Source organism: Variovorax sp. 10L421, from assembly GCF_056395365.1.
In genome coordinates, this window is record NZ_JBFTJJ010000014.1 from 87,818 (window position 1) to 112,609 (window position 24,792).

A 24,792-nucleotide genomic window follows, 5' to 3' on the forward strand; every position below is an offset into this window, starting at 1 on the left:
CGAGGGGCAACAACGCATGACATCAGGACCTTTCACCGGCAACGACCCCGATGTCGTGGTCATTGGCGGGGGCCCTTCGGGCTCCACGGTGGCCGCCTTGCTCGCGGACAAGGGCCACGACGTGGTGCTGATCGAGAAGGCGCAGCATCCGCGCTTTCACATCGGCGAGTCGCTGCTGCCGATGAACATGCCACTGTTCGACCGGCTGGGCGTGCGCACCGAGGTCGAGGCCATCGGCATCCGCAAGCACGGCGCCGAGTTCGTTTCGCCCTGGCACGACCACAGCAGCCACTTCAACTTCGGCGAGGCGATGGACAAGAGCTTTCCGTACGCGGTGCACGTGCGCCGCTCGGAGTTCGACGAGCTGCTGTTCCGCCATGCCGCCGCGCGCGGCGCGCGCACCTTCGAGGGCCGGCGCGTCACCGGCGTGGACATGGACGCCGACACCGGCGGCGAGAAGCGCCCGCTGGTCAAGGTCAAGGCCGACGACGGCACCGAAACCACCTGGCGCCCGCGTTTCGTGATTGACGCCAGCGGGCGCGACACCCTGCTGTCGAACCAGTTCGATGTGAAGCAGCGCAACCGCAAGCACGCCAGCGCGGCCCTGTACGGCCACTTCGCCAACGCCGAGCGCCGGCCGGGCCGCTTCGAGGGCAACATCACGCTGTTCTGGTTCGATCACGGCTGGTTCTGGTACATCCCGCTGAAGGACGGTACCGTGAGCGTTGGCGCTGTGGCTTCGCCGGCCTACTTCAAGCGCCGCAAGGGCTCGCTCGAAGAGTTCCTGATGGAAACCATCGCGCTCGCGCCCAAGCTGGCCGCGCGCCTGAAGAACGCCACGCTGATGGAAGGCGCCACCTCCACCGGCAACTACGCCTACGACTCCAAGTTCTGCCGCGGCGACCGCTTCATGATGGTGGGCGACGCCTACGCCTTCGTCGACCCGATGTTCTCTTCAGGCGTGTACCTGGCGATGAACAGCGGCTTCGAGGCCGCCACCGCGGCCGACCACTGGCTCAAGGGCGAGGCGAAGGAGGCCGAGAAGGCCTTCCGCCACTACGAGAAAGTGATGAAGCGCGGACCCAGGATGTTCTCGTGGTTCATCTACCGCATCACCTCGCCGGCCATCCGCCGCCTGTTCATGAACCCGCGCAACGTCTGGCGCATGCAGGAGGCGATGCTGTCCATCCTGGCCGGCGACCTGTTCCGAGACACGCCCATCGGGCCGCGCTTCTGGGGCTTCAAGGTGACCTACTACGCGTCGTGCCTCGGCATCCTGCCGCAGGCCGTGAAGACCTGGGCATGGCGCCGGCGCAACCTGAAGGAGTCGCTGGAAGCCGCAAAGACCTGATTCTTTCCAGGAACACCGCGGAACCGGCTTTGCCGGGCCGCAGGTGTTGCCCCCGGCGAGGGGGTTGGCGAAGCGACACGAAGTGCGCGAAGCCTGGGGGAGAGCCTGGTCAGTCCGGGGTCACCGTGTGCTGCGCCAGCGCCTCCAGCGCGCGCACCAGCGCCGAGTGGTCGAGCTGGCCGTAGCCCAGTGCAGCGCAGGCGTTCATGAGCTGCGCCGCGCCGGCCGTCTGCGGCAGCGCCACGCCCAGCGAGCGCGCGCTCTGCATCGCGAGGTTCAGGTCCTTCTGGTGCAGCGCGATGCGAAAGCCCGGGGCGAAGGTGCGCTTGATCATCCGCTCGCCGTGCACTTCGAGGATGCGCGAGCTGGCGAAGCCGCCCATCAGCGCCTGGCGAACCTTGGCCGGATCGGCGCCGGCCTTGGAGGCGAACACCAGCGCCTCGCCCACGGCCGCGATGTTCAGCGCCACGATGATCTGGTTGGCCACCTTGCAGACCTGGCCGTCGCCCGCGCCGCCCACCAGCGTCACGTTCTTGCCCATCCTGTCGAGCAGCGGCTTCACGCGCTCGAAGGTGCCTTCGTCGCCGCCGCACATGATCGTGAGGCTCGCGGCCTTGGCGCCCACTTCGCCGCCCGAGACCGGCGCGTCGATGTAGCCGGCGCCGAGCGCGACGATGCGCCTAGCGAAGTCCTTGGTGGCGATCGGGTCGATGGAGCTGCAGTCCACCACGATCTTGCCGCGCGAATCCTTCAGGCCTTCGGCCACGCCGTGTGTTCCCGGCTCGCCGAACAGCACTTTCTCCACGTCGGGCGTGTCGGGCACCATGATGAAGATGACGTCGGCCTGGCGCGCCACCTCGGCGGCCGAGGCGCAGATCGTGGCCTTCGAGATGAAGGGCTCGGGCGTGTTGCCATGCGTGTTCACGAAGAGCTGGTGGCCCGCGTCGAGCAGGTGCCCCGCCATGGGCGCGCCCATGATGCCGAGGCCGATGAATCCGATTTTTTGCTGGGTTGTCATGTCTCTGTTTCCTTGTCCGATGCTTATTGCTGTTGGGTGAGTGCCTGGCGCCATCCGAGGCCTTCGACGGTAGTGGCGCGGGGCTTGTATTCGCACCCGATCCAGCCGTCGTAGCCGAGCGAATCGATGTGCCGGAAGAGCCACGGGTAGTTGATCTCGCCCGTGCCCGGCTCGCCGCGGCCCGGGTTGTCGGCCAGCTGGATATGGCCGATGCGCGGCAAATTCTTCGTGAGCGTGTTGCCCAGTTCGCCTTCCATGCGCTGCGCGTGGTAGATGTCGTACTGCACGCGCAGGTTGGACGAACCGACTTCGTCGATCAGCGCCAGCGCCTGGTCGGTGCGCGTGAGGAAGAAGCCCGGAATATCGAAGGTGTTGATGGGCTCGATCAGCAGGCGCAGGCTGGCCGCTTCGAGTTCGCGTGCGGCGAGGCGCAGGTTCGCGACCACCGTCTTGTGCGCGGCCTCGGTGGTCACGCCCGCGGGCACCTTGCCGACGAGGCAGTTGACCTGCGGGCAGCCGAGCGCGGTCGCGTAGTCGATCGCCATGGCGATGCCCTCGGCGAACTCGCCGGTGCGGTCGGGGTGGCAGGCGATGCCGCGCTCGCCCTTGTCCCAGTCGCCGGCCGGCAGGTTGTGCAGCACCTGCTGCAGGCCGTTGTCGCGCAGGGCGGCAGCGAGTTCCTTCTTCTCGAAGGGGTAGGGGAAGAGGTACTCCACGCCTTCGAAACCCGCCTTGGCGGCGGCCTCGAAGCGTTGCATGAAAGGCAGCTCGGTGAAGAGCATCGTGAGGTTGGCTGCGAACTTGGGCATGTCTTTTCTCTTCCTTCTTTTCAGTCGAGCAGGGCCGCGACGGCGGTCGGCGCATCGGCCAGCGTCTCGGCCAGCGGCTCGAACTCGGTGATGTTGTCGATCTCGGTGCCCATCGCGATGTTGGTCACGCGCTCCAGCATCACCTCGATCACCACCGGCACGCTGAACTCCGCCATCAGCGCTTCGGCGCGGCGGATGGCCGGTGCGATCTCTTCCTGCCGGTTCACGCGGATCGCCTTGCAGCCCAGGCCTTCGACCACCTTCAGGTGGTCCACGCCGTAGGTGCTCTCGATGCCGGCGTCAGGGCCGGCGTTGATGTTGTCGAACGCGAGCTGCACGCAGTAGTCCATCTCGAAGCCGCGCTGCGCCTGGCGGATCAGGCCGAGGTAGGAGTTGTTGACCACGATGTGGATGTACGGCAGCTTGAACTGCGCACCCACGGCCAGCTCTTCGATCATGAACTGGAAGTCGTAGTCGCCCGAGAGCGCGACGATCTTGCGCGCCGGGTCGGCGGCGCGCACGCCCAGCGCGGCCGGAATGGTCCAGCCCAGCGGGCCGGCCTGGCCGCAGTTGATCCAGTGGCGCGGGTTGTACACGTGCAGGAACTGCGCGGCGGCGATCTGCGAGAGCCCGATGGTGCTCACGTAGCAGGTGTCGTTGCTGAAGTTGTTGTTCATGCACTGGTACACGCGCTGCGGCTTCATCGGCACTTCGTCGAAGTTGGTCTTGCGCAGCATGGTCTTCTTGCGCTCGATGCATTGCCTGGCCCAGTCGCGGCGGTCGGGCAGGCGGTCGGCGGCCTTCATTTCCTCGGCCACTTCGACAAAGAGCTGCAGCGCGGCCTTGGCGTCGGAGACGATGCCGAAGTCGGGCGTGAACACGCGGCCGATCTGCGTGGGCTCGATGTCCACGTGCACGAACTTGCGCCCCTTGGTGTAGACATCGACCGACCCGGTGTGGCGGTTGGCCCAGCGGTTGCCGATGCCGAGCACGAAGTCGCTCGCGAGCATCGTCGCGTTGCCGTAGCGGTGGCTGGTCTGCAGGCCGCACATGCCGGCCATCAGTGGATGGTCGTCGGGAATTGCCCCCCAGGCCATCAGCGTGGGAATCACCGGCACGCCGGTGGCTTCGGCAAAGCGCACCAGCAGGTCGGCCGCATCGGCGTTGATGACGCCGCCGCCGGCCACGATCAGCGGGCGCTCGGCCGCGTTGAGCATGCCGATGGCCTTCTCGATCTGGGCACGCGTGGCGGCCGGCTTGTAGGGCTTGAGCGGTTCGTAGCTGTCGATATCGAACTCGATCTGCGCCATCTGCACGTCGAAGGGCAGGTCGATCAGCACCGGGCCCGGGCGGCCCGAGCGCATCAGGTGGAAGGCCTGCTGGAACACCTGCGGCACCTGGCCGGGCTCGCGCACCGTGACCGACCACTTGGTGACGGGCTTGGAGATCGACTCGATGTCGACCGCCTGGAAGTCTTCCTTGTAGAGCCGTGCGCGCGGCGCCTGGCCGGTGATGCAGAGGATGGGAATCGAATCGGCCCAGGCCGAGTACAGGCCCGTGATCATGTCCGTGCCCGCCGGGCCCGAGGTGCCGATGCACACGCCGATGTTGCCGGCCACCGCACGGGTGTAGCCCTCGGCCATGTGCGAGGCGCCTTCCACGTGCCGCGCGAGGATGTGCGCGATGCTGCCGCGCTGGCGCAGGGCCGAATACATCGGGTTGATCGCCGCGCCCGGCACGCCGAAGGCCTGCGTCACGCCTTCCTTCTCCATCACCAGAACCGCGGCTTGCACCGCTGTCATCTTTGCCATTTGAGTCTCCAGAATGAATAAACCCCCAGGCTTCGCGCACTTCGTGTCGCTTCGCCAACCCCCTTGCTGGGGGCAACACCGGAGGCCCGGCGGAGCCGGTTCCTCGGTGTTCTCGGATCGGTAGGCTGACTGTAGGAAGCGGGGCTGTTTCCAAGAAGACGGCTGCGGACCATAAAACCTATTCCAGGCTGGAATAAGTGACTACCATCCGGCCCATGGACAGATTGCTTGCAATGGAAATGTTCGTGCGCGTTGTCGAGACGGGCAGCTTCTCGAAGGCCGCGCGCGAGTTCAACACCACGCAGCCCACGGTGACCAAGCAGATCGCGGCCACCGAGGAGCGGCTGAAGGTGCGCCTGCTCAACCGCAACACGCGCGGCGTGAGCCTCACCGAGCCGGGCGCGCTCTACTACGAGAAGTGCAAGACCATCGTGCGCGAGGCCGAGGAGGCCGACAGCATCGTGCAGCTGCGGCAGAACCAGGCGCAGGGGCTGCTGCGCGTGGGCACCTCGGTGGCGTTCGGGCGGCGCGTGGTGGTGCCGCTGGCGCTCGAGTACATGCGCCGGCATCCGCAGGTGCAGCTCGACCTGAGCTTCGAGGACCGCTACGTCGACCTCATCGCGCAGGGCATCGACGTGGCCATCCGCATGGGCAAGCTGGCCGACTCGTCATTGGGCGCACGCTACCTGGGCGCCAATCCGTGGGTGATGGTCGCCTCGCCCGCCTACCTGAAGAAGCACGGCACGCCGAAGCGCGCGCAGGACCTCAGCGCGCACGTGGCTCTCATCTACAGCAGCGTGGTGGGCGACGAGTTCTGGCGCATGCACACGCCCAGGGGCGAGCCGGTCACGGTGCCGGTATCGGGCCGCTTCCGCTCGAACAACCTCTCGGCCGTGCTGGCGGCGGCGCGCGACGGCCTGGGCATCGCGCTGATGCCGCGCTACGTGGCCAGCGACTCGCTGGCCGCCGGCAAGGTGCGCGAGGTGCTCGGCGACCATGCGCTGCCCGAGCAGGAGATACACGCCGTCTTCCCGTCGCCCAAGCTGGTGCCGGGCAAGGTGTCGGGCTTCGTGGCCTTCCTGCAGGGGCGCTTCGACGAAGGCTGGTGGGCGGCGGCCTGAGCACCAGGCCCACCGGCACGCTTCACGTCGCCACGAAGGCACCGTGCAGGCCCAGCGGCAGGGCGTAGGGCAGCGTGGCCTGCGCCACCGGTCCCGCCGCGAGGTTGTCGGCCGCGAAGCACGACAGCACCGTCTTCTGCCTGCCGAAGTCGAGCACTGTGCCCAGCACCCAACCCGGCTTCGAGCCGTCGGGTACGAAGACGTGTTCTTCCACCATGGCCTGCGCGCCGTAGCTGTAGCGCTGGCTGCGGCCGGTCTCGACGTCGGTGCGCGCGATCGAGCCGAAGCCGGGCAGGTCGCGCCGGATCTGCGTGGCGTGCACCACCTGGCGATGGCGCAGGCCGACGCGGCGCGGGTCGATGCGCGGGAACTCGGCTTCCTGCGCCAGCGTCTCCTGCGTGGCGCGCTCCGTGGACAGGTTCAGCGTGGCCACGGTCAGGTGCGGCTCGGTGGTCTTCACGCGGCGAGCGCGCATCAGTTCGCGGCTGGTGACGAACACCGAGCCGGCATTGTCCGAGCGCACGTAGTCGATGTGGATATGCGTGCCGCGCGGCGTGTCTTCCTCCCAGGCGTTGCCGACGTGGAACAGGAAGCCGGCCGGCAGCGCGAGCACCTGGCGGCGCTCCCAGTTCCGCTTGTCGATGACCAGCGCGCGCATGCCGAGCTCCGGCCGCCAGACGTGGGCGTCGAGAAAGCTCGCGCCGGCGGCCTTGCGTTTGCTGTCGTAGACCAGCGGCGGCAGCAGGAACACCAGGTGCCGCTCGGTGACGGCGAAGTCGTGGACCATCGGCATGTCGGCCACCGGCACCACGGCCGCGCGCCGCAGCGCGCCTTCGGGTGCGATCTCGTACAGCGCCAGCAGGCCCTGGCCCGAACTCACGCCGAAATTCCACACCGTGCCGTCCGGATCGACCTTGGGGTGGGCCGAGAACGGCATGCCCGCGAGGTCGGCGCGCCAGGTCTTCACGCCCAGCGTGTCGAGCGTGAGCGCGTCGATGCGCGTGGCCGAACCGCCTTCCCATAGCGCCAGCACCTCGCCGCGCATCGGCAGCACGCTGGTGTTGGCGACGTTGATGCTGTCGGCAGAGGTCGGCGGCTCCACGCCCGGCGGCATGGTGCCGAAGGCCTCGAACAGGCGGCGGCCGGCCTTCACTTCGGCCACGCGCTTGGGCGTGGCGACATAGCGGCCCTGGTGCCGCACGTCGGCACCCTCGATCACGAAGCGGTGCACCATGCCGTCGCCGTCGAACCAGTGGTGGTAGCGCTCGCCGCCCAGGTCGTGGCCGGCCGGGCCGATACGGAACAGCGTGCCCGCCACGGCATCGGGGAAGCGTCCGCGCACCGTGGCGCGGGTGAGCGGGAAGTCGTCGGCAGGCGTGGCGAAGCCTGTCTTCCAGGGGGCGCCGGCAGCTTCGAACTGAGTCTGCCAATCGTCCGTGCCGGCTGCGCGCGCCAGCGGTGCCAGCAGGGGCAGGGCACCGGCCGAAACCAGCAGGCGCAGGAGTTCGCGTCGTTCCATGGCGTCCTGCTCCTCAGCGCAGGTGGATGACGGCCTGCAGGTCCGCGTCGACAGCGATCGCGGCGGCCTCGAAGTCGGGCGCGGCGCGGTTGCCCTTGGCGTCGTTCGAGAAGCCGTAGCGCTCGATCGGCATGCCCATGAGGTTGGTGTCGAGCTTGCCGTTGCCGTTCTCGTCGGCGAATGCGCGCAGCGCGTAGCGTCCGGGCGCCAGCCCCGCGAACACGAGGCGGGCCTTGCCGTCCTGCATCGGCGCGGTCTGCGAAGCCACGGCCTTGCTGTCGGCGTAGCTGGCGGCGTCGCTGTACAGCGCGACGTAGAGCGTGGCGTTGGCAGTGGGGCCGTCGGCGACGCTCAGGCTCAGGTCGGCGGCGACGGCGGCGGCGGGCAGGAGGATCGCGACGGCGCACAGGGAGTGCACGGCCGGGCGGGACATGAATGCGGGAAGTTGCATGGCGGGCCTCGTTGGAAGTTGGAGGTCCGACGATCTCGCAGGCCGGGCACGGTGCCCAGCGCCATGTGACGAAACGCAGGATTGCGCGCGCGAAATGCGCGCGGTGAGGATGAAACGGGAGCGGAACGGGGCCGAACGGAGGAGCGGGCGGGTGCCCGCGCCTGCCTCAGCCCTTCTTCTTGCCGCTGTTTTCGGCGCCTTCCGCGCCTTCGGCCGCCTCGTGGCCGTTGCCCACGTGCCCCGAATCGGCGAACAGGCTCCACGCCGCCATGAACAGCGCCGCGATCACCGGCCCGATCACGAAGCCGTTGATGCCGAAGATCGCCATGCCGCCGATGGTCGACATCAGCACGATGTAGTCGGGCATCTGCGTGTCCTTGCCCACCAGCACGGGGCGCAGGATATTGTCGACCAGGCCGATTACGAACACGCCCACGAAGATCAGCACGCCGCCCTGCCAGAAATGGCCCGTGGCCAGGAAGTAGATGGCCACCGGCCCCCAGATCAGCGCCGCGCCCACGGCGGGCAGCAGCGACAGGAAGGCCATCAGCACCGCCCACAGCAGTGCACCCTGCACGCCGAGGAACCAGAACGCCAGCCCGCCGAGCGCGCCCTGCGCGACGGCCACCGCCACGTTGCCCTTCACGGTGGCGCGGATCACGGTGGTGAACTTGTTGAGCAGGTAGTGCGTGTGCGGCTTGGCCAGCGGCACCGCGTCGCGCATCGTCTTCGACAGCGTTGTGCCGTCGCGCACCAGGAAGTACAGCAGGTACAGCATCACGAAGAAGCTGACGATGAAGTCGAAGGTGTTCTGGCCGATGGCGAGCGCCTGGCTCGCGATGACCTGGCTGGCCTGCCCGGCGGCGGCCGAGATGCGCGCCTGCCAGGCCGCCATGTCGCCGAGGTTGAAGCGTTCGACCAGGTTCAGCAGCCACTGCGGCGAGGCGTCCAGGATCTGCTGGAAGTAGGCCGCGAAGTTGAGCTGCCCGGAACGGATGCTTTGCGTGACCAGCGCGATCTCCTGCACCAGCGAAACGCCCACCATGGCCAGCGGCAGGATCACGATGAACAGGCAGATGGCCAGCGTCGACAGCGCCGCGAAATTGGGTTTGCCGCGCATCTTCTTCAGCAGCCATTTGTAGAGCGGCGTGAACAGGATCGCCAGCGCCACGCCCCACAGCACCGCGCCGAAGAACGGCATCAGCACCCAGAGGAAGGCGACGGTCACGGCGGCGAGCAGGGCGAGGAACACGCCGCGCTGGAGTTGGGGTGAGTTCATAGGTGTCTCGGACTGTAGCCGAGCGCAGCGGCGGCAGAAGCCGTCCGCCAGCTGCGGCTCGCTCGATCCATCGAGGATCTGCTTTCTTGCGTTGGGAATATCGAGATAAATCGCACCAAAGCTCGCTCGTTTATTTCAGATGGCCGCATTCGCGTCGGCTTGAGTTCTAGGATTGCCTGCAAGGAATAAGAGAGGGAGGTGAGCGTGAGCTCAATTTGCAATTGCTATTCGTGCAGAACGAATTGCCCCTGGATCTTTGTCGCGTCTGCATGCATTGATTCGGCAATGGTCCTGCACGTCCGGACTCCGATCCCGTCGGCAGAGGCGCCGTAACTCCGCAAGCCGGCAGCCCGATTGCACAGCCGGTTCCGCGCAGGCGCGGCCGAGCCTCTTTTCTTTCCCAATTGATTTTCACGACATAAACAGACGCAGTCAGGGAGACTGGACAATGGGACCAGGCACGCCGCAGCGGCCACCATCGGGCACACATCAAGGCCAGCCCGCACCGACATCGATTGCCGAGCGCGAGCCTCAGACGGCCGTCGCCCCGCTGAACACCATCGCCAAGGAAGATATCGCCGCCGCGAGCAAGGTGGTGGACGAATGGCTACGGTCCTTCACCGGCGGCTACGTCACGCTCGATCGGCTGACCACGGTGCTGGGCAGCATCCCCATCGTGGGCAACATCATGGCGCTGGTGGATGTGTTTCTCGACATCGTCACCATCCTCGAGAAGAAGTCGACCGATGCCGTCACCAGGTTCCTGAACTGGGCCAGCCTGGGCATCAATCTCATCGGCCTGATTCCTGCACCACCCACCATGGCCGCAGCGCGCATGAGCCTGCGGCCCACGCTGCACCTGGTGAAGCAGGAACTCATGCATGGGGCCAGGAATCTTGGCGAGACCATCGTCACCACGCTCGTGGGACACCTGAATGCGTCCATCGTCGGTGAGCTGGAGACCTTCATCGACGGGGCCATCGCCAGGCTCTCGGGCATTCTGGAGGACTGCGCAAAGCTCTCCGACAGCATCCTGGACAACCTGATCGGCATCCTGCAGCGCGCGCTCGGCGGGCAGGACCTCTTCACCGTCGCCAGGCCGGGTGCCGCGGAGGCCAACGACTACGACCCCAAGACCCAAAGCACATGGAGCGGCATGTGGCGCCGGGCGCTGAAGTACTCCGAGGGCACTGCCAAACGGGCCGCCAACTACGCCGCCAGGAAGGCAGCCGGCTACCTGCCTGAAAGCGTAAAGGCAAAGGTCAACGAGGTGATCGCGAGTCTGAGCACCTTGAAGGCGGATTTCCGCAAGCAACTGACGGATCTCGCCAACCAGGAACTGGAGGGCAGCATCATGTGGCTGCTGCGCAAGCTGCTGTCGGCCATGACGCGGAAGAAGAGCCCGCGCGCGGCAATCGTGTCGCCAGGTGCCGGTGCCGAAGCAACAAAAAGCAGGCCAGACACGCGGGTCGAGCACCTCCGTGTGCAGGCTCCGGTCAACGGCGACCCCGGATGCAAGAACTGTCCGATTTCCGGCGCACCGGTCCCCTCGACAAGCAAGTTCGCCATCAGTCTTGCCACCGGCTGCGAAAGCTTCACTCACATCGATTTCACGCTGGTCGCACCATTGCCCATCACCTGGGCGCGCACCTACCGCAGCAATCTTGGCGCGTTCGATCAGGGCAGCCTCGGTGCGAGATGGCTCACGCCCTACAGCACTCGCGTGGACATCGCCACGCCGGCCCAGGGGCCGCGGACCGGCCAGCTCAGCCTGATCTATCACGGCGCGGACGGCCGCAGCCATGCCTACCCGCCGCTGGCCGTGGGCCAGAGCTACCGCGATGCCATCGAAGAAGCGACGCTCACACGGCTGAGCGAGACGCTGTTGACCGTGGATTTCGGCAAGGCCGTGTCGGCCGGCGAGGCCAGCGACTGGCGAGAGGTCTACGAGCTCGTGGATACCGCGGCTCGCAAGGTCTCTACGCAGGGCAGGCAGCACTTTCGTCTCGTTGCGTTGCATGCCGGCAAGGACGCCAGCATCGGCCTGCGTTACGACCATGTGATCGCAACGACGGGCGAACAGGTCTTGAGCGACATCATCAGCAAGCAAGGCGATCTCACGATTGCCCATGTGGGCACCCGCCCCGATGCGCAAAGCGGATTGATCACCAGCCTGTGGGAGATCAAGGGCGGACAGGTCGTCCGCCAGCTCGCCGCCTATGTCCACGATGCCGAAGGCGACCTGGTCTCGGCCCAGGACGAGAACGGCGAGAGCTGGAACTACAGGTACAGCCACCACCTCGTGACCCGATACACCGACCGCACGGGCCGCAGCATGAACCTTGAATACGACGGCACCGGTGTCGATGCCAAGGCCTTGCGTGAGTGGAGCGACGACGGAAGCTTTGCCCTCAGGCTGGAGTGGGACAGGAACATCCGGTTGACCTATGCGACCGACGCGCTCGGCGGCGAGACCTGGTACTACTACGACATCCTCGGCTACACCTACCGGATCATCCATCCCGACAAGCGCCAGGAGTGGTTCTTTCGCGATGAAGCAAAGAACATCACCCGCCATGTCCACACCGACGGCGGCACGGACGACTTCAGCTACGACGCCGACGGCAACCTGCGGACCCACACGCGGGCCGATGGCACTCAGGTGCACTTCGCGCACGACAAGCGCGGACGCATGACGGGCCTGCGCGACGCCGAGGGCGGTGTCTGGAAGCGCGACTACGACGCCGACGGCAACCTCGTCGAAGAGATCGACCCCCTGGGGCACAAGACCGAATACGCCTACGACAAGGCCGGCCGGCCCGTGCGCATCACCGATGCGAAGGGCGGCATCAAGTTGCTGACTTACACGCACGCTGGTCAACTTGCCAGCCACACCGATTGCTCGGGCAAGACCACGCGGTGGGAATACGACGAGCAGGGACGCCTGGTCAAGGCGACCGATGCCATGGGCCAGAGCACGCGGTATCGCTACACGACGGCGGACGAACCGGGGAAGGCCACCGCCGCAGCGAACGCCAACCGTCCGGGCCAACTCGAGGAAATCACCCTGCCAGACAACAGCAGCGAGCATTTCGTGCACGACGCCGAGGGACGCCTGCTTGCGCACACCGATGCGCTGGGGCGCAGGACGAGCTATGACTACACGCGCTCCGGTCTCGTGTCCAGGCGCACCGATGCGGCCGGGCACACGCTCAAATACCGCTGGGACCTGCTGGGACGCTTGAGCGAACTGCATAACGAGAACGGCAGCAGTTACGACTTCCGCTACGACCCCGTGGGCCGGTTGCTGGAAGAAACCGGCTTCGACCGCAAGACCACACGGTACCGCTATGACGAATCCACGGGCGTGCTGTCGGAAGTGGTCGAGGGCGAACACAACACGCTGCTGCAATTCGACCCTATCGGCCGCCTGACCGAGCGCAGCGCCGGCGGCGTTGCCGAGAGCTTTGCCTACGATCGAAACGGCCGATTGGTCGAGGCCGGCAACAGCGACGCCAAGCTGCAATGGTTCTACGACCCCGCGGGCAACCTGACACGCGAGCATCAGCACTACCTGGAGGGCGCTCGCACCGCGGTCTGGCAGCACGGCTACGACGAACTCAACCAGCGCATCGCGACCATCCGCCCAGACGGTCACGTCACTCGATGGCTCACCTATGGCTCTGGCCACGTGCACGGATTGGTTGTCGACGGGCAGGACATCCTGGGCTTCGAGCGCGACGACCTGCACCGCGAGATTGCGCGCGAGCAGGGCAACGGACTCACACAGGAGCAGCACTACGATCCGGCCGGCCGATTGCTGGAGCAGCAGATATCCCAGACCGGGCGCGGCGCCCTCGGAGCCACCGGCATTCGCCGCAGCTACCAATACGACAAGGCTGGCCAGTTGATCGCCATCGGCGACAGCCGGCGTGGCAACCTCAGCTACCGCTATGACCCGGTAGGGCGACTGCTCGAAGCCAACGGCCGCTTGGGACGGGAGACGTTCGCGTTCGATCCGGCAGGGAACATCGGCAACCCTTCTTCAGAAGCGGAAGGCACAGCGGAGCCGGCAGGCCGCATCACCAATCGCGTCGCCGTTCGCGCGGGCGCTGACGGTCGCGGCTCGGTCGGCAAGCTGATGGACAACCTCCTGAAGGACTACGCCGGCACCCGCTACAAGTGGGACGAGCGCGGCAACCTCATCGAGCGCAGCCGTAACGGCGAAAAGACGGTGTTCACCTGGGACGGCCACAACCGAATGCGCAGCGCCGAGACCTTCGGCGAAACCACGACCTTTAGCTACGACCCGCTTGGCCGGCGCATCGCCAAGCGCACGAGGCACGCCTGCACCTTGTTCGGCTGGGACGGGGACACGCTGGCGTTCGAGAGCACGCAAAGCACAGAGGGTTGGCGGGAGCACGCTTGGCGTGGTGACAGCGTTCACTACATCCATGAACCCGGGTCGTTCGTGCCGCTGGTACAGATCCGGCAGGCACAGGCAGTCGTGTTGAGCCGGACGACAGATGTGAAGGCACTGATGGCCGACAACGGCGGTCGCTACGACATCGAACTTGATCCGCTATGGAACGGTGAACAAAGTCGAACGCCTGCGCCGTTCGCCAGGGAAGAGGTCGCCTTCTACCAGTGCGACCATCTGGGCACGCCGCAAGAGCTGACGGATCATGCGGGGCGTGTGGCGTGGTCTGCGAGCTACAAGGCTTGGGGAGAGGCGAAGCAGGCGATCAGTGAGGTGGGACGAAAGGCTGGCTTCAGGAATCCGATTCGCTTCCAAGGTCAGTATTGGGATGAAGAGACGGGACTGCACTACAACCGGTATCGGTACTACGACCCGCAGACGGGGCGCTTCGCATCAAAGGATCCGATCGGGCTAGCTGGCGGCATCAATGTATTCGAGTACGCAAGCAACGCGATTGAATGGGTTGACCCATTGGGACTTTCGGCTGCATCTGATTTGCCTCGGATGAAGGGGTTAAGCGTGCCGAATGTTGGGTCGACGCTGAATAGTTCGGGCTTTTCCAAAAAGAAAGACAACGGTGTTAATGAAACTTGGACGCATGCGGATGGGTCCGAAGTTCGGATTCATAAATATGGAAACAAATGCGTTTGCCCGTATAAATCTGGAAATAATGCGCATGTCCACAAGGAAGATTCTGTCGGAAATCAATTAAATGATCGCGGAATTGTTTCGCTGGATCCCAAGGAGACACATATTGGGATTCGCAATCCTATTGACTTACCATTTGTTCGAGGAAGGCCGCATGGATCATGAGCTATGAATATAGGTTGGTGTTTGATGATTCATATTTGATGCAGTGTGTCATAGGTTCGCTGAAGTCCAGTGAGGCTTGCATTAAAGTTGAAGGACGGGAAATTTATCTAAAAGACCAATTGCTGCAGTCTGTGGCTCAATATGACGTCAAGTTGACTTTGGAAGGCAATTTGTCCGTATGGTTGGAGGTGAACTTCAGATCAATGGGGTTATATGATTTATTTCAAAAAGCGTTGGGCGGAGGGGGCGTAAAGTGCTACGAGGACGGGGATGTAAATGACGAAGTGAGTTTGAAGGAGGTGTTTCGCATTAAAGGTGGGAGGCAAATTTAATTCAAACGGAAAATGTTATGAATTCTCGGAGATATTGGATTTCGAGCCCAATGATGAGTTAAGAAAAAAGGTGCAGCAGTCAGTGTTGGTATTTCTGCCTGTGAGTAGTCGCTTTGCCAGGAGCGTTCCGATTTCATGGCTGGCAAGATCAATAAGAAATGGCACGCGCCAAATTTGCTGGAATGAATGGGCCGTCTGCTGGGATTGGCAAAGGCTGGACAAGTCGGCGGCATTACAAACCAAAGATCGAGTGCACAAATCAGTTTCCCCGCAGCATCAGCCAAGCCGTCAGATTGAGCGAGATCACGGATGTGAAGGCGTTGATGGCCAATAACGGCGGGTGCTACAGCATCGAGCAAGACCTGCTATGAAACGGAGAACAAAGCCGAACGTCTGCGCTATTCTTCAAGGAAGAGGTCGCCCTCTACCAGTGTGACCATCTGGGCACGCCGCAGGAGCTGACGGATCATGAGGGGCGCGTGGCGTGGTCGGCGAGCTCCAGGGCTTGGGGGGAAGCTAGGCAGGCGATCAGTGAGACGGGGAGGGAAGCGGGGTTTCGGAATCCGATTCGGTTCCAGGGGCAGTATTGGGATGAAGAGACGGGGCTGCATTACAACCGTTACCGTTACTACGACCCCTTCAGCGCTAGATACCTTAGTCGAGACCCGATCGGGCTTGATGGCGGGAATAATATTTACCAATATGCGCCAAACCCCTGTCAATGGGTGGATCCGCTCGGCCTAGCCCGAAATGATCAAAAAATCCAAACATCACGTCAAAGCAAAAAAAGTTCTACTGAACCGAAGTTGCCTGAAAAAGTCATTGCGCAAGATGGCGTACTACGTTTGGAGCACTATTTTTGAAGCGGTGATCATGCGCCTGCTCATTTTCATTTGAGAGGCGAGGGAGGTTTGAACATTCGGATCGGCCAAAATGGAAAGCCGATTAATCGATCCGAAGAGTTGACCGCTGTGCAGCGGGATTCTATTCAAAACAACAAACCTAAATTAAGGTCTTCTGTCGATAAAATCCAGTGATGGCATCGATATGGAAATTTACCTGAGGAATGTGAATGACTGACATTAAGGAAGTTTGGATTTTCAATGGAGCTAATGAAAAGTTTCCTTCGGCAGTATTCGCGAGCAAAGAAGATGCTTTGGGCTGGATAGAAAACCATCAATTGACTGGAGTTTTAATCAAATATCCACTAGGTATTTCGGTTTATGATTGGGTGATTGAAAGTGGTAATTTCAAAATCAAATCGGATAGGGATTCAACGCCAGAGTTGATAGGAAAGTTCTCGAGCGCAGCGCAAGAACACATGCATTTCGAAGATGGAAAACTTGATTGATTTCTCGCGCCGAATGCACGAGTGCACGGCTAGAGGTAGGTGAAAAAAGCTAACCCACCAGAAACTTTGCTGCTCCAGAACTGCTTCCCGTGCACGGCGCCAACTCAGATAAGAGAATCCTTTTTCAACGCAACACGGTTGCAGCAATCTACCGGCATCGAAGTCCCTGGAAATTCAGATCAAATAAAAATTCCAATTTCAATGTGATCTCCGGTTCAACAGAAAAATTCCAGAATCTGCGCGAATTGTGCATCCGAATGGGGGCGAGGGGTTTAATGGCAAAAAATCTTCAACATCTTATTTCGCACTTGGAGTCAAATATCATGTCTTTTAAAGAAATGATTTTTGATCTCTTGGATTCTAGTTTCACCAACTTGGGGGTGGTGTCGATCGAGTCGCTGGAGAATGAGGTATGTAGAGGAAAATTTTCACCAAGCAGTCTATTTGAAAAATATAAGAATATATTTTTAGAGTATGAAATGCTTGTTGAATCTCAGCAATTTTCTGCGATTGATAAGATGGAGTTGAATATTGCAGGCTTGGGATTTTTTGTGGTTCCCGTGGGTCATGAAGGCCCTGCGCGTGCGATTTCCGATCTTCAAATTATGAAGGATGGTATTTCTTTTAAAGTGGCGTTTCAGGGTTGAAATTTGACTGAAGATTTCATTTTCAGCGATGCTGCCTACTGAAATTCGACCCTGATGAAAAAGAAAATTCTCGCTCAAATACATGTCTGAATTGGTTTGCCTTTTTTTTGACGATGAGCGATGACGATCTGGATGAGTTTTATATAAACGAAGAGAACTGTCGTTCCGGACTCTTCCAGGCAATGAAGGCAGACTATGATCGGTTTGGTCCAGTGAGCAAGCAGAGGGGGCTGGAAGCCATCGGGCTCATCTTGTCGTCCGGCCAATTCGAACAGTTCTGGACTACGTGGTCTCAAAGTCAGTATCTTTGGACGATGTCGAAGATAAGCCTGCTTACCTCCGCGTTCTGTGCGAGAGCCTGTCGGGTCAGGTGCCGCCGATGTACGACTTCGGCTCTGATGTGTAGGTAGTCTCCACCATCAACCCGCCTGGCATCGACTTATGCGAGTAGCCCCCAGGCGCGAGACTCGGTTCGGATGTGAAGTTTGTCGATACCGTCGGGGCACATAGGGCCTGCGTCAGGCAATAGAGACCCGATGTCCAATTGCGTTTAGCGGAAGCCCAGGCCATCACCACCGAATCTCTTCGGCGAGCGTGGATCTGATTGCTGCTCCCATGGAGCGACGAATCATCGAATGCGCATTGCCTGGCGGCTCACGGATCACTGCACGCCAAGCGGCGGTATCAACTGCACCCGCATTGCGAGGCGCAAGCCCCCGCGACTCACCGCCGCGCCCGCGGCAACGCCACCGGCGCCAGCGTAGCCTTCAGCCTGCTCGTCGCATCCGGCTCCGCCGCCGCATCCACCTCCAGCGCCCGCTCGACATTGCCGATGTGCTCCAGCATCAGTCGCCGCGCCCCGGCCGTATCCCCGGCCTCGAGCGCCGCGACGATCGCCCCGTGCTCCGCACAGGACTGCCCGGCCTCGTGCTTCGACTGGTAGAGCGTGGCCGCCAGGGTGGTGCGCGCCGTAAGGTCGCGCAGCACGTCGACCAGCAGCTGGTGCCCCATCTGCTCGGCGAGGCAGACGTGGAAATCGGCCAGCAGGAAGGCGCGTGTTGCGGCGTCGGCGCCTTCAATGGCGCGCTGTTCGTCGGCGATGTGGTCGCGCAGCTTGCGGATCACCTTCGCGAGCGGCCGGCCCTCGCTGGCCTCAAGGATGCCGGCTTCGACGATGCGCCGCGCCGAGAAGGCGTCGCGTGCCTCTTCGGCCGAAGGCTCCACCACGTACCAGCCGCGGCGCGATTGCACCTCGACAAAACCGCGCGCCTGCAGCTGCATCAGCGCCTCGCGCACCATGGTGCGGCTCACCGAGAAGTTCTCCGCCAGCGCCTGCTCGCCGAGCCGCTCGCCCGGCGCGAGCTTCTGCGCGAGGATGGCCTCGACGACGCGTTCGGCGATGACGGTGGGGCTGACGTCGGGGGCGGGCATGTCGGTGGTCCTGATCTTTCTCGTTGTCTCTTTTTTCAGTGGCTCGCGGTATTTACCACGGGCGCCGCCTCTGCTTCAGCCAGCGGCTCGTCATCAGGCGAATAGCTGCCGTTGAGCACCGCATGGGCGCGTTCGCGGTCGATGTCGCCTTCCCAGGCGGCGATGGCCACGGTCGCCACGCAGTTGCCGATCAGGTTGCCCAGCGCGCGGGCGATGCCCATGAACCAGTCGACCGACAGCACCAGCACCAGACCGATGGCGGGAATGGCAGGAATCGCGTGCAGCGTGGCCGCCAGCACCACGATGGCCGAACCCGGCACGCCGTGCGCGCCCTTGGAGGTGACCAGCGCGATCGCCAAAATGGTCAGCAGGTCGGCCATCGAGATCGGCGTGTTGGTGGCCTGCGCGATGAACACGGCCGCCAGCGTGATGTAGATCGAGAAAGCGTCGAGGTTGAACGAGTAGCCGGTCGGGATCACGAGGCCGACGGTCGAATCGCGGATGCCCATGCGGCGCAGCTTGGCCATGATCTGCGGCAGCACGCTGTCCGACGAGGTGGTGGCGAAGACGATGGTGAGTTCCTCGCGCAGGTAGCGCAGCAGCTTGATCAGGCTGAAGCCCGACATGCGCATCACGAGCCCGAGCACCACGAACACGAAGATCAGCACCGCGCCGTAGAAGAGCGCGACCAGCATGCCCAGCTGCTTGAGCGAGCCGATGCCGTACTGCCCCACGGTGAACGCGATGGCGCCCAGCACGCCCAGCGGCGCCAGCTTGATGATGATCCCCATGATCTTGAACAGCACCAGCGAAAGCGCATCGACCACCACCGCCACCGGCTTGCCGCGATCGCCCAGCAGCGTGAGCGCGCAGCCGAACAGCACCGCGAACAGCAGCACCTGCAGCACGTCGCCCGTGGCGAAGGCATTGACCACCGTGGTCGGAATGAGCTTCATCAGGAAGTCGACCGTGCCGCCGCTCGTGAGCTTGTCGGCGTTCGACGCATAGGCGCTCATCGCGGTCGCATCGAGCTTGGAGGGATCGACGTTCATGCCCGCGCCGGGCTGGAACACGAAGGCCAGCACCAGGCCCATGGCCAGCGCGATGGTGGTTAGCACCTCGAAGTAGATGAGCGACTTCACGCCCACCCGGCCCACGCGCTTGAGGTCTCCCGCGCCGGCGATGCCATGCACCACCACGCAGAACACCAGCACCGGGATGATCATCTTGATCAGCTTGATGAAACCGTCACCGAGCGGCTTGAGCTTGACGGCGTACTCGGGCGCCAGGAGCCCCGCGAGCACGCCGAGCACCAGCGCGATGACCACCTGACCGAAAAGCGATTTGGCGAAGCGGGGCATGGAAGTCTCCTGTCTGTTTTGTCAAGATTTGCATGCAAGCAATGCCATTTCTTGCATACAAGAAATGTAGGCAAGAAGACTTCGGGGGGACAGAGGGTATTCCCGGGCACAAGCCTTTGCCCACGGGGAATTAAGTCGTGGACCGGGGAACAAAGTGCTGGACGGGGGAAAGCGGTGGACTGCAGGCGCGGGAGGCATCTAACCGGGGGCTTTGCCACACCCGACCCCAGCATCGTGAGGTAGCCACCGAGGCCGTTTGGCGGTGGTATGGTGGCGTGGTTCGATACGGCGGGCGATGCATCTGCGCCTTGGGCGCCACCGTCTGGCATCGTGCTGGGCTACAGCAATCTCTGGACTGAATGGCCACGAGGCCCCTCAATCCGCTACAAACGCAGCATGAGCATCCTGTTTCACCGCGGCGTCAGCGCCGCCCTTGGCGCGGCAGCGCTCTTTGGCGCCGGTACACCTTTCGCGAAGCTGTTGCTAGCGCATGCCAGCCCTTGGCTGCTCGCCGGGGTGCTCTATTTGGGCTCGGGTATCGGTCTGTTGATCTGGCGGCTTGCGTCGCGTGCCCCGGCCGTGCGGCTCCAGCGTGCGGAAGCGGGCTGGCTTGCCGGCGCCATGATTGCAGGCGGCATGCTGGGGCCGCTGCTGCTCATGACGGGCCTGGCAGGCATGGCGGCCGCCGATGCATCCCTGCTGCTCAACGCCGAAGGGGTGCTGACCGCGCTGATCGCCTGGTTTGCTTTCAAGGAGAACTTTGATCGTCGCATTGCCTGGGGCATGGTCGCCATCGTCGCTGGGGCCATGGTCCTCAGTTGGCCGAGCGAAGCCCGTGCGGGCGCCCTCTGGCCATCGCTGGCGGTGCTCGGCGCCTGCCTTGCCTGGGCCTTGGACAACAACCTGACGCGCAAGGTGTCGGTGACCGACGCCTCGTTCATCGCCATGACCAAAGGACTGGTGGCGGGAGCTACGAACCTCGCGCTCGCAGTGGCCACCGGGGCCAGTTGGCCCTCTGCAGTTGTTCTCGCAAGCGCCGGCGTCCTGGGCCTGCTGAGCTACGGCACGAGTCTGGTCCTGTTCGTGATCGCACTGCGACACCTTGGAACCGCGCGGACCGGCGCGTACTTCTCGGTGGCACCTTTCTTCGGCGCCGTTGTGGCGATCGGGCTGCTGGGCGAACCGTTCACCCTTCAGCTCGCGCTGGCCGGCGTACTGATGGCAATCGGTGTCTGGCTGCATCTGACCGAAAGCCATGGCCACCTCCACATGCATGAGCCACTGGAGCACGCTCACGAGCACGAGCACGATGAGCACCACCAGCACGCCCATGCCGACGGCACACCGGTTGCGGCGAAGCACGCGCACTGGCACCGGCATGAGCCGGTGGTGCACGCTCATACGCACTATCCCGATGTTCATCATCGACACACGCACTGAGACGAGAAACAGGCGCAGGCGGTCCTGTTCCTGCGCAATGCGGTGGCTTATTACGCGCGCTTGGGCATCACCGTGAAGCGCCTGCCGACGGACTTGTCGCTCCACACCTGGAGGGGGCAAGTCCACGACTTTGTTTTTTTGCCCGCTCTTTGCCGCACTGTGTGATCAACGACTTACGCGTCTTCTGGTCCAGTAGTTCGTTCCTCATGGGCAGCCTTCACGCAGGCGCCTCGCATCCGGCACCTCCAAGCCGCCGTACTTTCAGTTGGCCTTGGTCTTCCGGCCGTTGAGCGGTAGACGCCACAACTCATAGCGCTCCTCGCCGCTCTTGACCGAACCGGCGAAGTGATTGTTCAGTGCGCTCGAAGTGAAGACCAGGTCTCCATCCGGAAGGATCGCGGGCGTATCCGGCCACTGAACGCCGTCGTCGGATGCGATCAGCGACATCGTGCGGCTGCGTGGGTCGTACTTCACGATGCCGTTGCGGGTGACGTCCGTGATGTAGAGCCTGCCCTTGGTGTCGGTCACGATCCCGTCGGTGTTGCCGCCTACTGCGCCGAGATCGCGGATGGCTGAGGCGATCTGTTCATCGCTCGACGCCGCATCGCGCAAGACCGATGTCGGGACCGAGCGCGCGCGCGTTCCCGTCGTCACTGTCCAGTACAGCGTGCGCGCATCGGGCGACAGCGTGATGCCATTGATGCCGAGCAGCAGCGGGTTGCCCGGCCAGACTTCCGCGCCGTGGGAGACGACCTTGACGCCGGGTTCGATCTGCAGGCTCGGGTGCCTGTCGAGCACGCGTCGGGCCTCGCCTGAGGCGAAGTCCACGACGATCAGGCCCACCATGTTGGCGGGTGCGCTGCGCATGCCGCTGTCGGAGATGTAGGCGATGCGGCGGCGCTCGTCCACGGCGATGTCGTTGAGGAAGCTGCCCTTGCGGTCGGCCACGCCGTCCAGCGCGATGCGCTTCACGGTGCGCCCCGACTTCAGGTCAAGCACCAGCACTTTCTGGGCACCTGCGGGAGCCTCGGCCTCACCGGCGACGAAACCCATGTCGAGCGCCCACAGCCAGCCGTTCCTGCGGTCGACATGGAAACCGAGCACGTTGCGCAGGCTGTCCTGCGGCGCAGCAGCCACGGCATTGCCCGAAATCGAAGGAAATGCGGTCAGCCGTGCGGGACCGGTCTCCGCCCGGGTGTCGAGCCTGCTGAGTGTTGCAGGCGCAGACGCCGACACGAGGCGTGGCGTGCTCACGTAGGCGGTGCCTCTTGCATCGAAGTGCAGGCCGGCGATGGGCGCGCTGACCGAGGTGGCGAACGGGGCCGGGTCCTTGCCATCCTTCGAGGGCTCCCAGCTCACGCCGGCGTAGCTGCGCCAGCGCTCGAGCGGAAGGCCGTCCGCCGCGTGGGCGGCTTGCTGGTGATGGAGGAGGGCGGCCAGCGCGAGGGCCGCGAATCGAAATGAATGATGGCGCATGATGAAACCTGATGTGAAAAGAAATGGCTGGGCAAGCCGCTGTCAAGCCACCTGGCGCAGCTGCAGAAGTTCAAAGGCCCCGATCAAAGGACCCGCATTGGCGCGGAACGCGTCCATGTGGCCCCCGCGCATATGGCGCTCCCAGGATGTCCGGTCGAGCCACCGTTCGAAGAACACGACCCTTCCAGGTTGATCGATGGCCTCATGGAGTTCGTAGCTGATGCAGCCCGGCTGCTCGCGTACGACCTGAACCAACTTCGCCTGGGCCTGGACGAGCGCTCTTTCGTGACCTGGCTTGGCTTGAACGAGTGCGACGATGACGAGATCGTTGGGCATGCTGGGCTTCCTGTTCAAAGGATCGAGCGGAAGGTTCCGCCTTCGACGCGCACGGCGGCGCCGTTCGACGCCGCGCCCAAGGGGCTCGCAAGCAGTGTCACCATGGCCGCGATCTCGTCGGCTTCGATCATTCGTGCGATCAGGGAACTGGGCCGATAGGTCTGGAAGAAGTGGGCCTCGATCTCGGTGTCGGTCATGCCGGCCCGCGGCGCTGTCTGCCGCAGGTAATCCACGATGCCTTCCGAGCGGGTGGCGGAAGGCAGCACGCTGTTGACGGTGACGCCGGTGCCCTTTGTCAGTTCGGCCATGCCGCGCGACACCGCGAGCTGTGCCGACTTGCTGACGCCGTAGTGCACCATGTCCGGCGGCGTGAAAGCGCCGACCTCGCTCGACATGAAGATCACCCGGCCCCAGTTCTTCTGGAGCATGCGCGGGAAATAGTGGCGCGACAGGCGCACGCCCGACATCACGTTGACGTCGAGCATCCGAAGCCAGTCTTCGTCGGTGATCTCGGGATGGCGGTCTTGCCCTTGAGTTGCATGTCCATGGTGGGGTTCCTGTTGGCTATTACTTGAGGCGCTTGGGCATTTCGTTGGCCACGCCAACCGCCGAGGCAGGGTTCTGGCCCGTGGCGAGCTCGCGGTCGCAGCGATGACTTGAATGTATTGATTGCATTCGCGGGGATAAACTGGCCTTCGAGGAAAATATTTATTCTTGAAAGGACCAAATGAGTCGCAGATTCGATCACCTCGGTGATGTGGAGGCCTTCGTCACGGTGGTCGAGAAGGGATCGATGACGACGGCCGCGGTTGCGCTGGCCACGACGCCATCAGTGCTCAGCCGGGCGATCACGCGCCTCGAGGCGCGCTTGGGCGTGCAATTGCTGCGGCGAACCACCCGGCGCCTGAGCCTGACCGAGCAGGGGCGGCTGTACCTGGAGCACTCGCGCGCGGCCTTCGCGCTGATCGACGAGGCCGAGCGCACGGTGCAGGGACAGGGCGATGAGTTGAAGGGCAGCGTACGGTTGAGCGCCCCCACCACCTATGCCCATCATCGATTGCCTGCGTTGCTGCAGCACTTCTCGGCACAGCATCCACAGGTGCGCATCGAGTTGAACATCACCAACCGCAACGTAGACCTCGTGGCAGAGGGCTACGACCTGGCCATCCGGATGGGCAGCCTGCCGGACAGCGGACTGGTCGCGCGCAAGCTCGAGGACGCAGCCATGTGCCTGATCGCCGCACCGAGCTATATCGCCCGCGCCGGGGCGCCGGCAGGCATCGGCGACTTGGCGCGGCATAGCTGCCTGGCTTTCGTGATGCCCAGCACCGGGCGGGTGTCGCCGTGGATCCTGCGGGCGGATGGACGCGACGTCGATTGGGTGCCGCAAGGCGGCTTGCAGGTATCAGACGATGTGCTGGGCGTGGTCACGCTCGCTCAAAGCGGCCTTGGCATATGCCAAACCTATGACTTCATCGCGCAGGATCTCATTGCGCAGGGGCGAGCCGTCGAGGTCCTGGCACCGGCGCGTGGTCGCTCGCGGCCGTTTTCGGTAATCTATGCACCGCATCGGCGGCTGTCGTCCGCATCGAGGGCGCTGATCGATTCGCTTGTCGCGACCACATGCGAATAGTCACGGTGCCTGGAAGTCCGCGAGTCCGACTCGTCTCGACGCCGAGGCTCTCGCAACGCCAGCTTCCGCAGGCTTGGCTGATCGACGGTTTGCATGTCTTTGGGTCGACCGGTTTGCTCTCCGTGGGCAATAA

At 63.5% G+C, this 24,792-nt stretch carries 20 protein-coding genes and 1 pseudogene; 10 read left to right on the forward strand and 11 right to left on the reverse strand.

Annotated features, from left to right (window positions below; genetic code table 11):
• Positions 1–16 precede the first annotated feature (16 nt).
• A complete protein-coding gene (locus AC1DFC_RS18635; protein WP_413313737.1) occupies positions 17–1,351 on the forward strand; it encodes an NAD(P)/FAD-dependent oxidoreductase in 1,335 nt (444 codons plus the stop codon).
• A gap of 109 nt (positions 1,352–1,460) precedes the next feature.
• On the opposite strand, the gene AC1DFC_RS18640 is transcribed toward AC1DFC_RS18635, so the two are convergent.
• From AC1DFC_RS18640 to gcl, 3 genes are read right to left on the reverse strand one after another with little or no spacing between them, the layout of a single operon-like run.
• A complete protein-coding gene (locus tag AC1DFC_RS18640) occupies positions 1,461–2,369 on the reverse strand; it encodes a 2-hydroxy-3-oxopropionate reductase (RefSeq protein WP_478179771.1) in 909 nt (302 codons plus the stop codon).
• A 23-nt stretch (positions 2,370–2,392) separates the two neighbouring features.
• Positions 2,393–3,178 (reverse strand): hydroxypyruvate isomerase, encoded by a 786-nt coding sequence (gene hyi, locus AC1DFC_RS18645; protein ID WP_413332930.1) that lies wholly within the window; start codon positions 3,176–3,178, stop codon positions 2,393–2,395.
• Positions 3,179–3,198: 20 nt separating this feature from the next.
• Complete coding sequence (gene gcl, locus AC1DFC_RS18650; protein WP_413332932.1) at positions 3,199–4,989, reverse strand: glyoxylate carboligase; 1,791 nt, start codon at positions 4,987–4,989, stop codon at positions 3,199–3,201.
• A gap of 215 nt (positions 4,990–5,204) precedes the next feature.
• Here gcl and AC1DFC_RS18655 point away from each other — a divergent pair, with 215 nt between their 5' ends.
• Positions 5,205–6,110, forward strand: a complete 906-nt coding sequence (locus AC1DFC_RS18655) for a LysR family transcriptional regulator (protein WP_413332934.1) — start codon at positions 5,205–5,207, stop codon at positions 6,108–6,110.
• 22 nt (positions 6,111–6,132) lie between these two features.
• Here AC1DFC_RS18655 and AC1DFC_RS18660 read toward each other — a convergent pair whose 3' ends face one another.
• The 3 genes from AC1DFC_RS18660 to AC1DFC_RS18670 all read right to left on the reverse strand — a co-directional run bounded on the left by AC1DFC_RS18660 (position 6,133) and on the right by AC1DFC_RS18670 (position 9,359).
• Entirely contained in the window at positions 6,133–7,629 is a 1,497-nt protein-coding gene (locus AC1DFC_RS18660; protein ID WP_413332936.1) for a carotenoid oxygenase family protein, read from the reverse strand.
• A gap of 13 nt (positions 7,630–7,642) precedes the next feature.
• Complete coding sequence (locus AC1DFC_RS18665; protein WP_413332938.1) at positions 7,643–8,080, reverse strand: DUF2141 domain-containing protein; 438 nt, start codon at positions 8,078–8,080, stop codon at positions 7,643–7,645.
• 166 nt (positions 8,081–8,246) lie between these two features.
• Positions 8,247–9,359 (reverse strand): AI-2E family transporter, encoded by a 1,113-nt coding sequence (locus tag AC1DFC_RS18670; protein WP_413332939.1) that lies wholly within the window; start codon positions 9,357–9,359, stop codon positions 8,247–8,249.
• 448 nt (positions 9,360–9,807) lie between these two features.
• Here AC1DFC_RS18670 and AC1DFC_RS18675 point away from each other — a divergent pair, with 448 nt between their 5' ends.
• From AC1DFC_RS18675 to AC1DFC_RS18700, 6 genes and pseudogenes are all read left to right on the forward strand, one after another.
• Complete coding sequence (locus AC1DFC_RS18675; RefSeq protein WP_413332941.1) at positions 9,808–14,652, forward strand: RHS repeat-associated core domain-containing protein; 4,845 nt, start codon at positions 9,808–9,810, stop codon at positions 14,650–14,652.
• On the forward strand, positions 14,649–14,984 hold the full coding sequence (locus AC1DFC_RS18680) for a hypothetical protein (RefSeq protein WP_413332943.1): 336 nt from the start codon (positions 14,649–14,651) through the stop codon (positions 14,982–14,984). Before AC1DFC_RS18675 ends, AC1DFC_RS18680 begins: the two co-directional genes overlap by 4 nt.
• A gap of 158 nt (positions 14,985–15,142) precedes the next feature.
• On the forward strand, positions 15,143–15,355 hold the full coding sequence (locus tag AC1DFC_RS18685) for a hypothetical protein (protein WP_413332945.1): 213 nt from the start codon (positions 15,143–15,145) through the stop codon (positions 15,353–15,355).
• A 57-nt stretch (positions 15,356–15,412) separates the two neighbouring features.
• Positions 15,413–15,847: pseudogene (locus tag AC1DFC_RS18690) on the forward strand (RHS repeat domain-containing protein); the annotation flags it as partial.
• A 209-nt stretch (positions 15,848–16,056) separates the two neighbouring features.
• On the forward strand, positions 16,057–16,335 hold the full coding sequence (locus AC1DFC_RS18695) for a DUF7710 domain-containing protein (protein WP_413332946.1): 279 nt from the start codon (positions 16,057–16,059) through the stop codon (positions 16,333–16,335).
• A gap of 89 nt (positions 16,336–16,424) precedes the next feature.
• Positions 16,425–16,982, forward strand: a complete 558-nt coding sequence (locus tag AC1DFC_RS18700) for a hypothetical protein (protein ID WP_413332948.1) — start codon at positions 16,425–16,427, stop codon at positions 16,980–16,982.
• Between the two features lie 723 nt (positions 16,983–17,705).
• On the opposite strand, the gene AC1DFC_RS18705 is transcribed toward AC1DFC_RS18700, so the two are convergent.
• Both AC1DFC_RS18705 and AC1DFC_RS18710 read right to left on the reverse strand, forming a co-directional pair.
• Positions 17,706–18,413, reverse strand: coding sequence for a GntR family transcriptional regulator (locus tag AC1DFC_RS18705; RefSeq protein WP_413332949.1), 708 nt, complete (start codon positions 18,411–18,413; stop codon positions 17,706–17,708).
• 35 nt (positions 18,414–18,448) lie between these two features.
• Positions 18,449–19,774 (reverse strand): C4-dicarboxylate transporter DctA, encoded by a 1,326-nt coding sequence (locus AC1DFC_RS18710; RefSeq protein ID WP_413332951.1) that lies wholly within the window; start codon positions 19,772–19,774, stop codon positions 18,449–18,451.
• A gap of 396 nt (positions 19,775–20,170) precedes the next feature.
• Between AC1DFC_RS18710 and AC1DFC_RS18715 the strand changes: the two genes are divergently transcribed.
• A complete protein-coding gene (locus AC1DFC_RS18715) occupies positions 20,171–21,214 on the forward strand; it encodes a DMT family transporter (RefSeq protein ID WP_413332952.1) in 1,044 nt (347 codons plus the stop codon).
• A 261-nt stretch (positions 21,215–21,475) separates the two neighbouring features.
• On the opposite strand, the gene AC1DFC_RS18720 is transcribed toward AC1DFC_RS18715, so the two are convergent.
• The 3 genes from AC1DFC_RS18720 to AC1DFC_RS18730 are packed head-to-tail and all read right to left on the reverse strand — an operon-like array spanning position 21,476 to position 23,631.
• On the reverse strand, positions 21,476–22,690 hold the full coding sequence (locus AC1DFC_RS18720; protein ID WP_413332954.1) for an L-dopachrome tautomerase-related protein: 1,215 nt from the start codon (positions 22,688–22,690) through the stop codon (positions 21,476–21,478).
• 42 nt (positions 22,691–22,732) lie between these two features.
• On the reverse strand, positions 22,733–23,026 hold the full coding sequence (locus tag AC1DFC_RS18725; protein WP_413313746.1) for a putative quinol monooxygenase: 294 nt from the start codon (positions 23,024–23,026) through the stop codon (positions 22,733–22,735).
• Between the two features lie 14 nt (positions 23,027–23,040).
• Positions 23,041–23,631 carry an SDR family NAD(P)-dependent oxidoreductase gene (locus tag AC1DFC_RS18730; protein WP_413332956.1) on the reverse strand — a complete coding sequence of 197 codons (591 nt, stop codon included), beginning with the start codon at positions 23,629–23,631 and terminating at the stop codon, positions 23,041–23,043.
• Between the two features lie 122 nt (positions 23,632–23,753).
• Between AC1DFC_RS18730 and AC1DFC_RS18735 the strand changes: the two genes are divergently transcribed.
• On the forward strand, positions 23,754–24,659 hold the full coding sequence (locus AC1DFC_RS18735; protein ID WP_007839034.1) for a LysR family transcriptional regulator: 906 nt from the start codon (positions 23,754–23,756) through the stop codon (positions 24,657–24,659).
• Positions 24,660–24,792 lie beyond the last annotated feature (133 nt).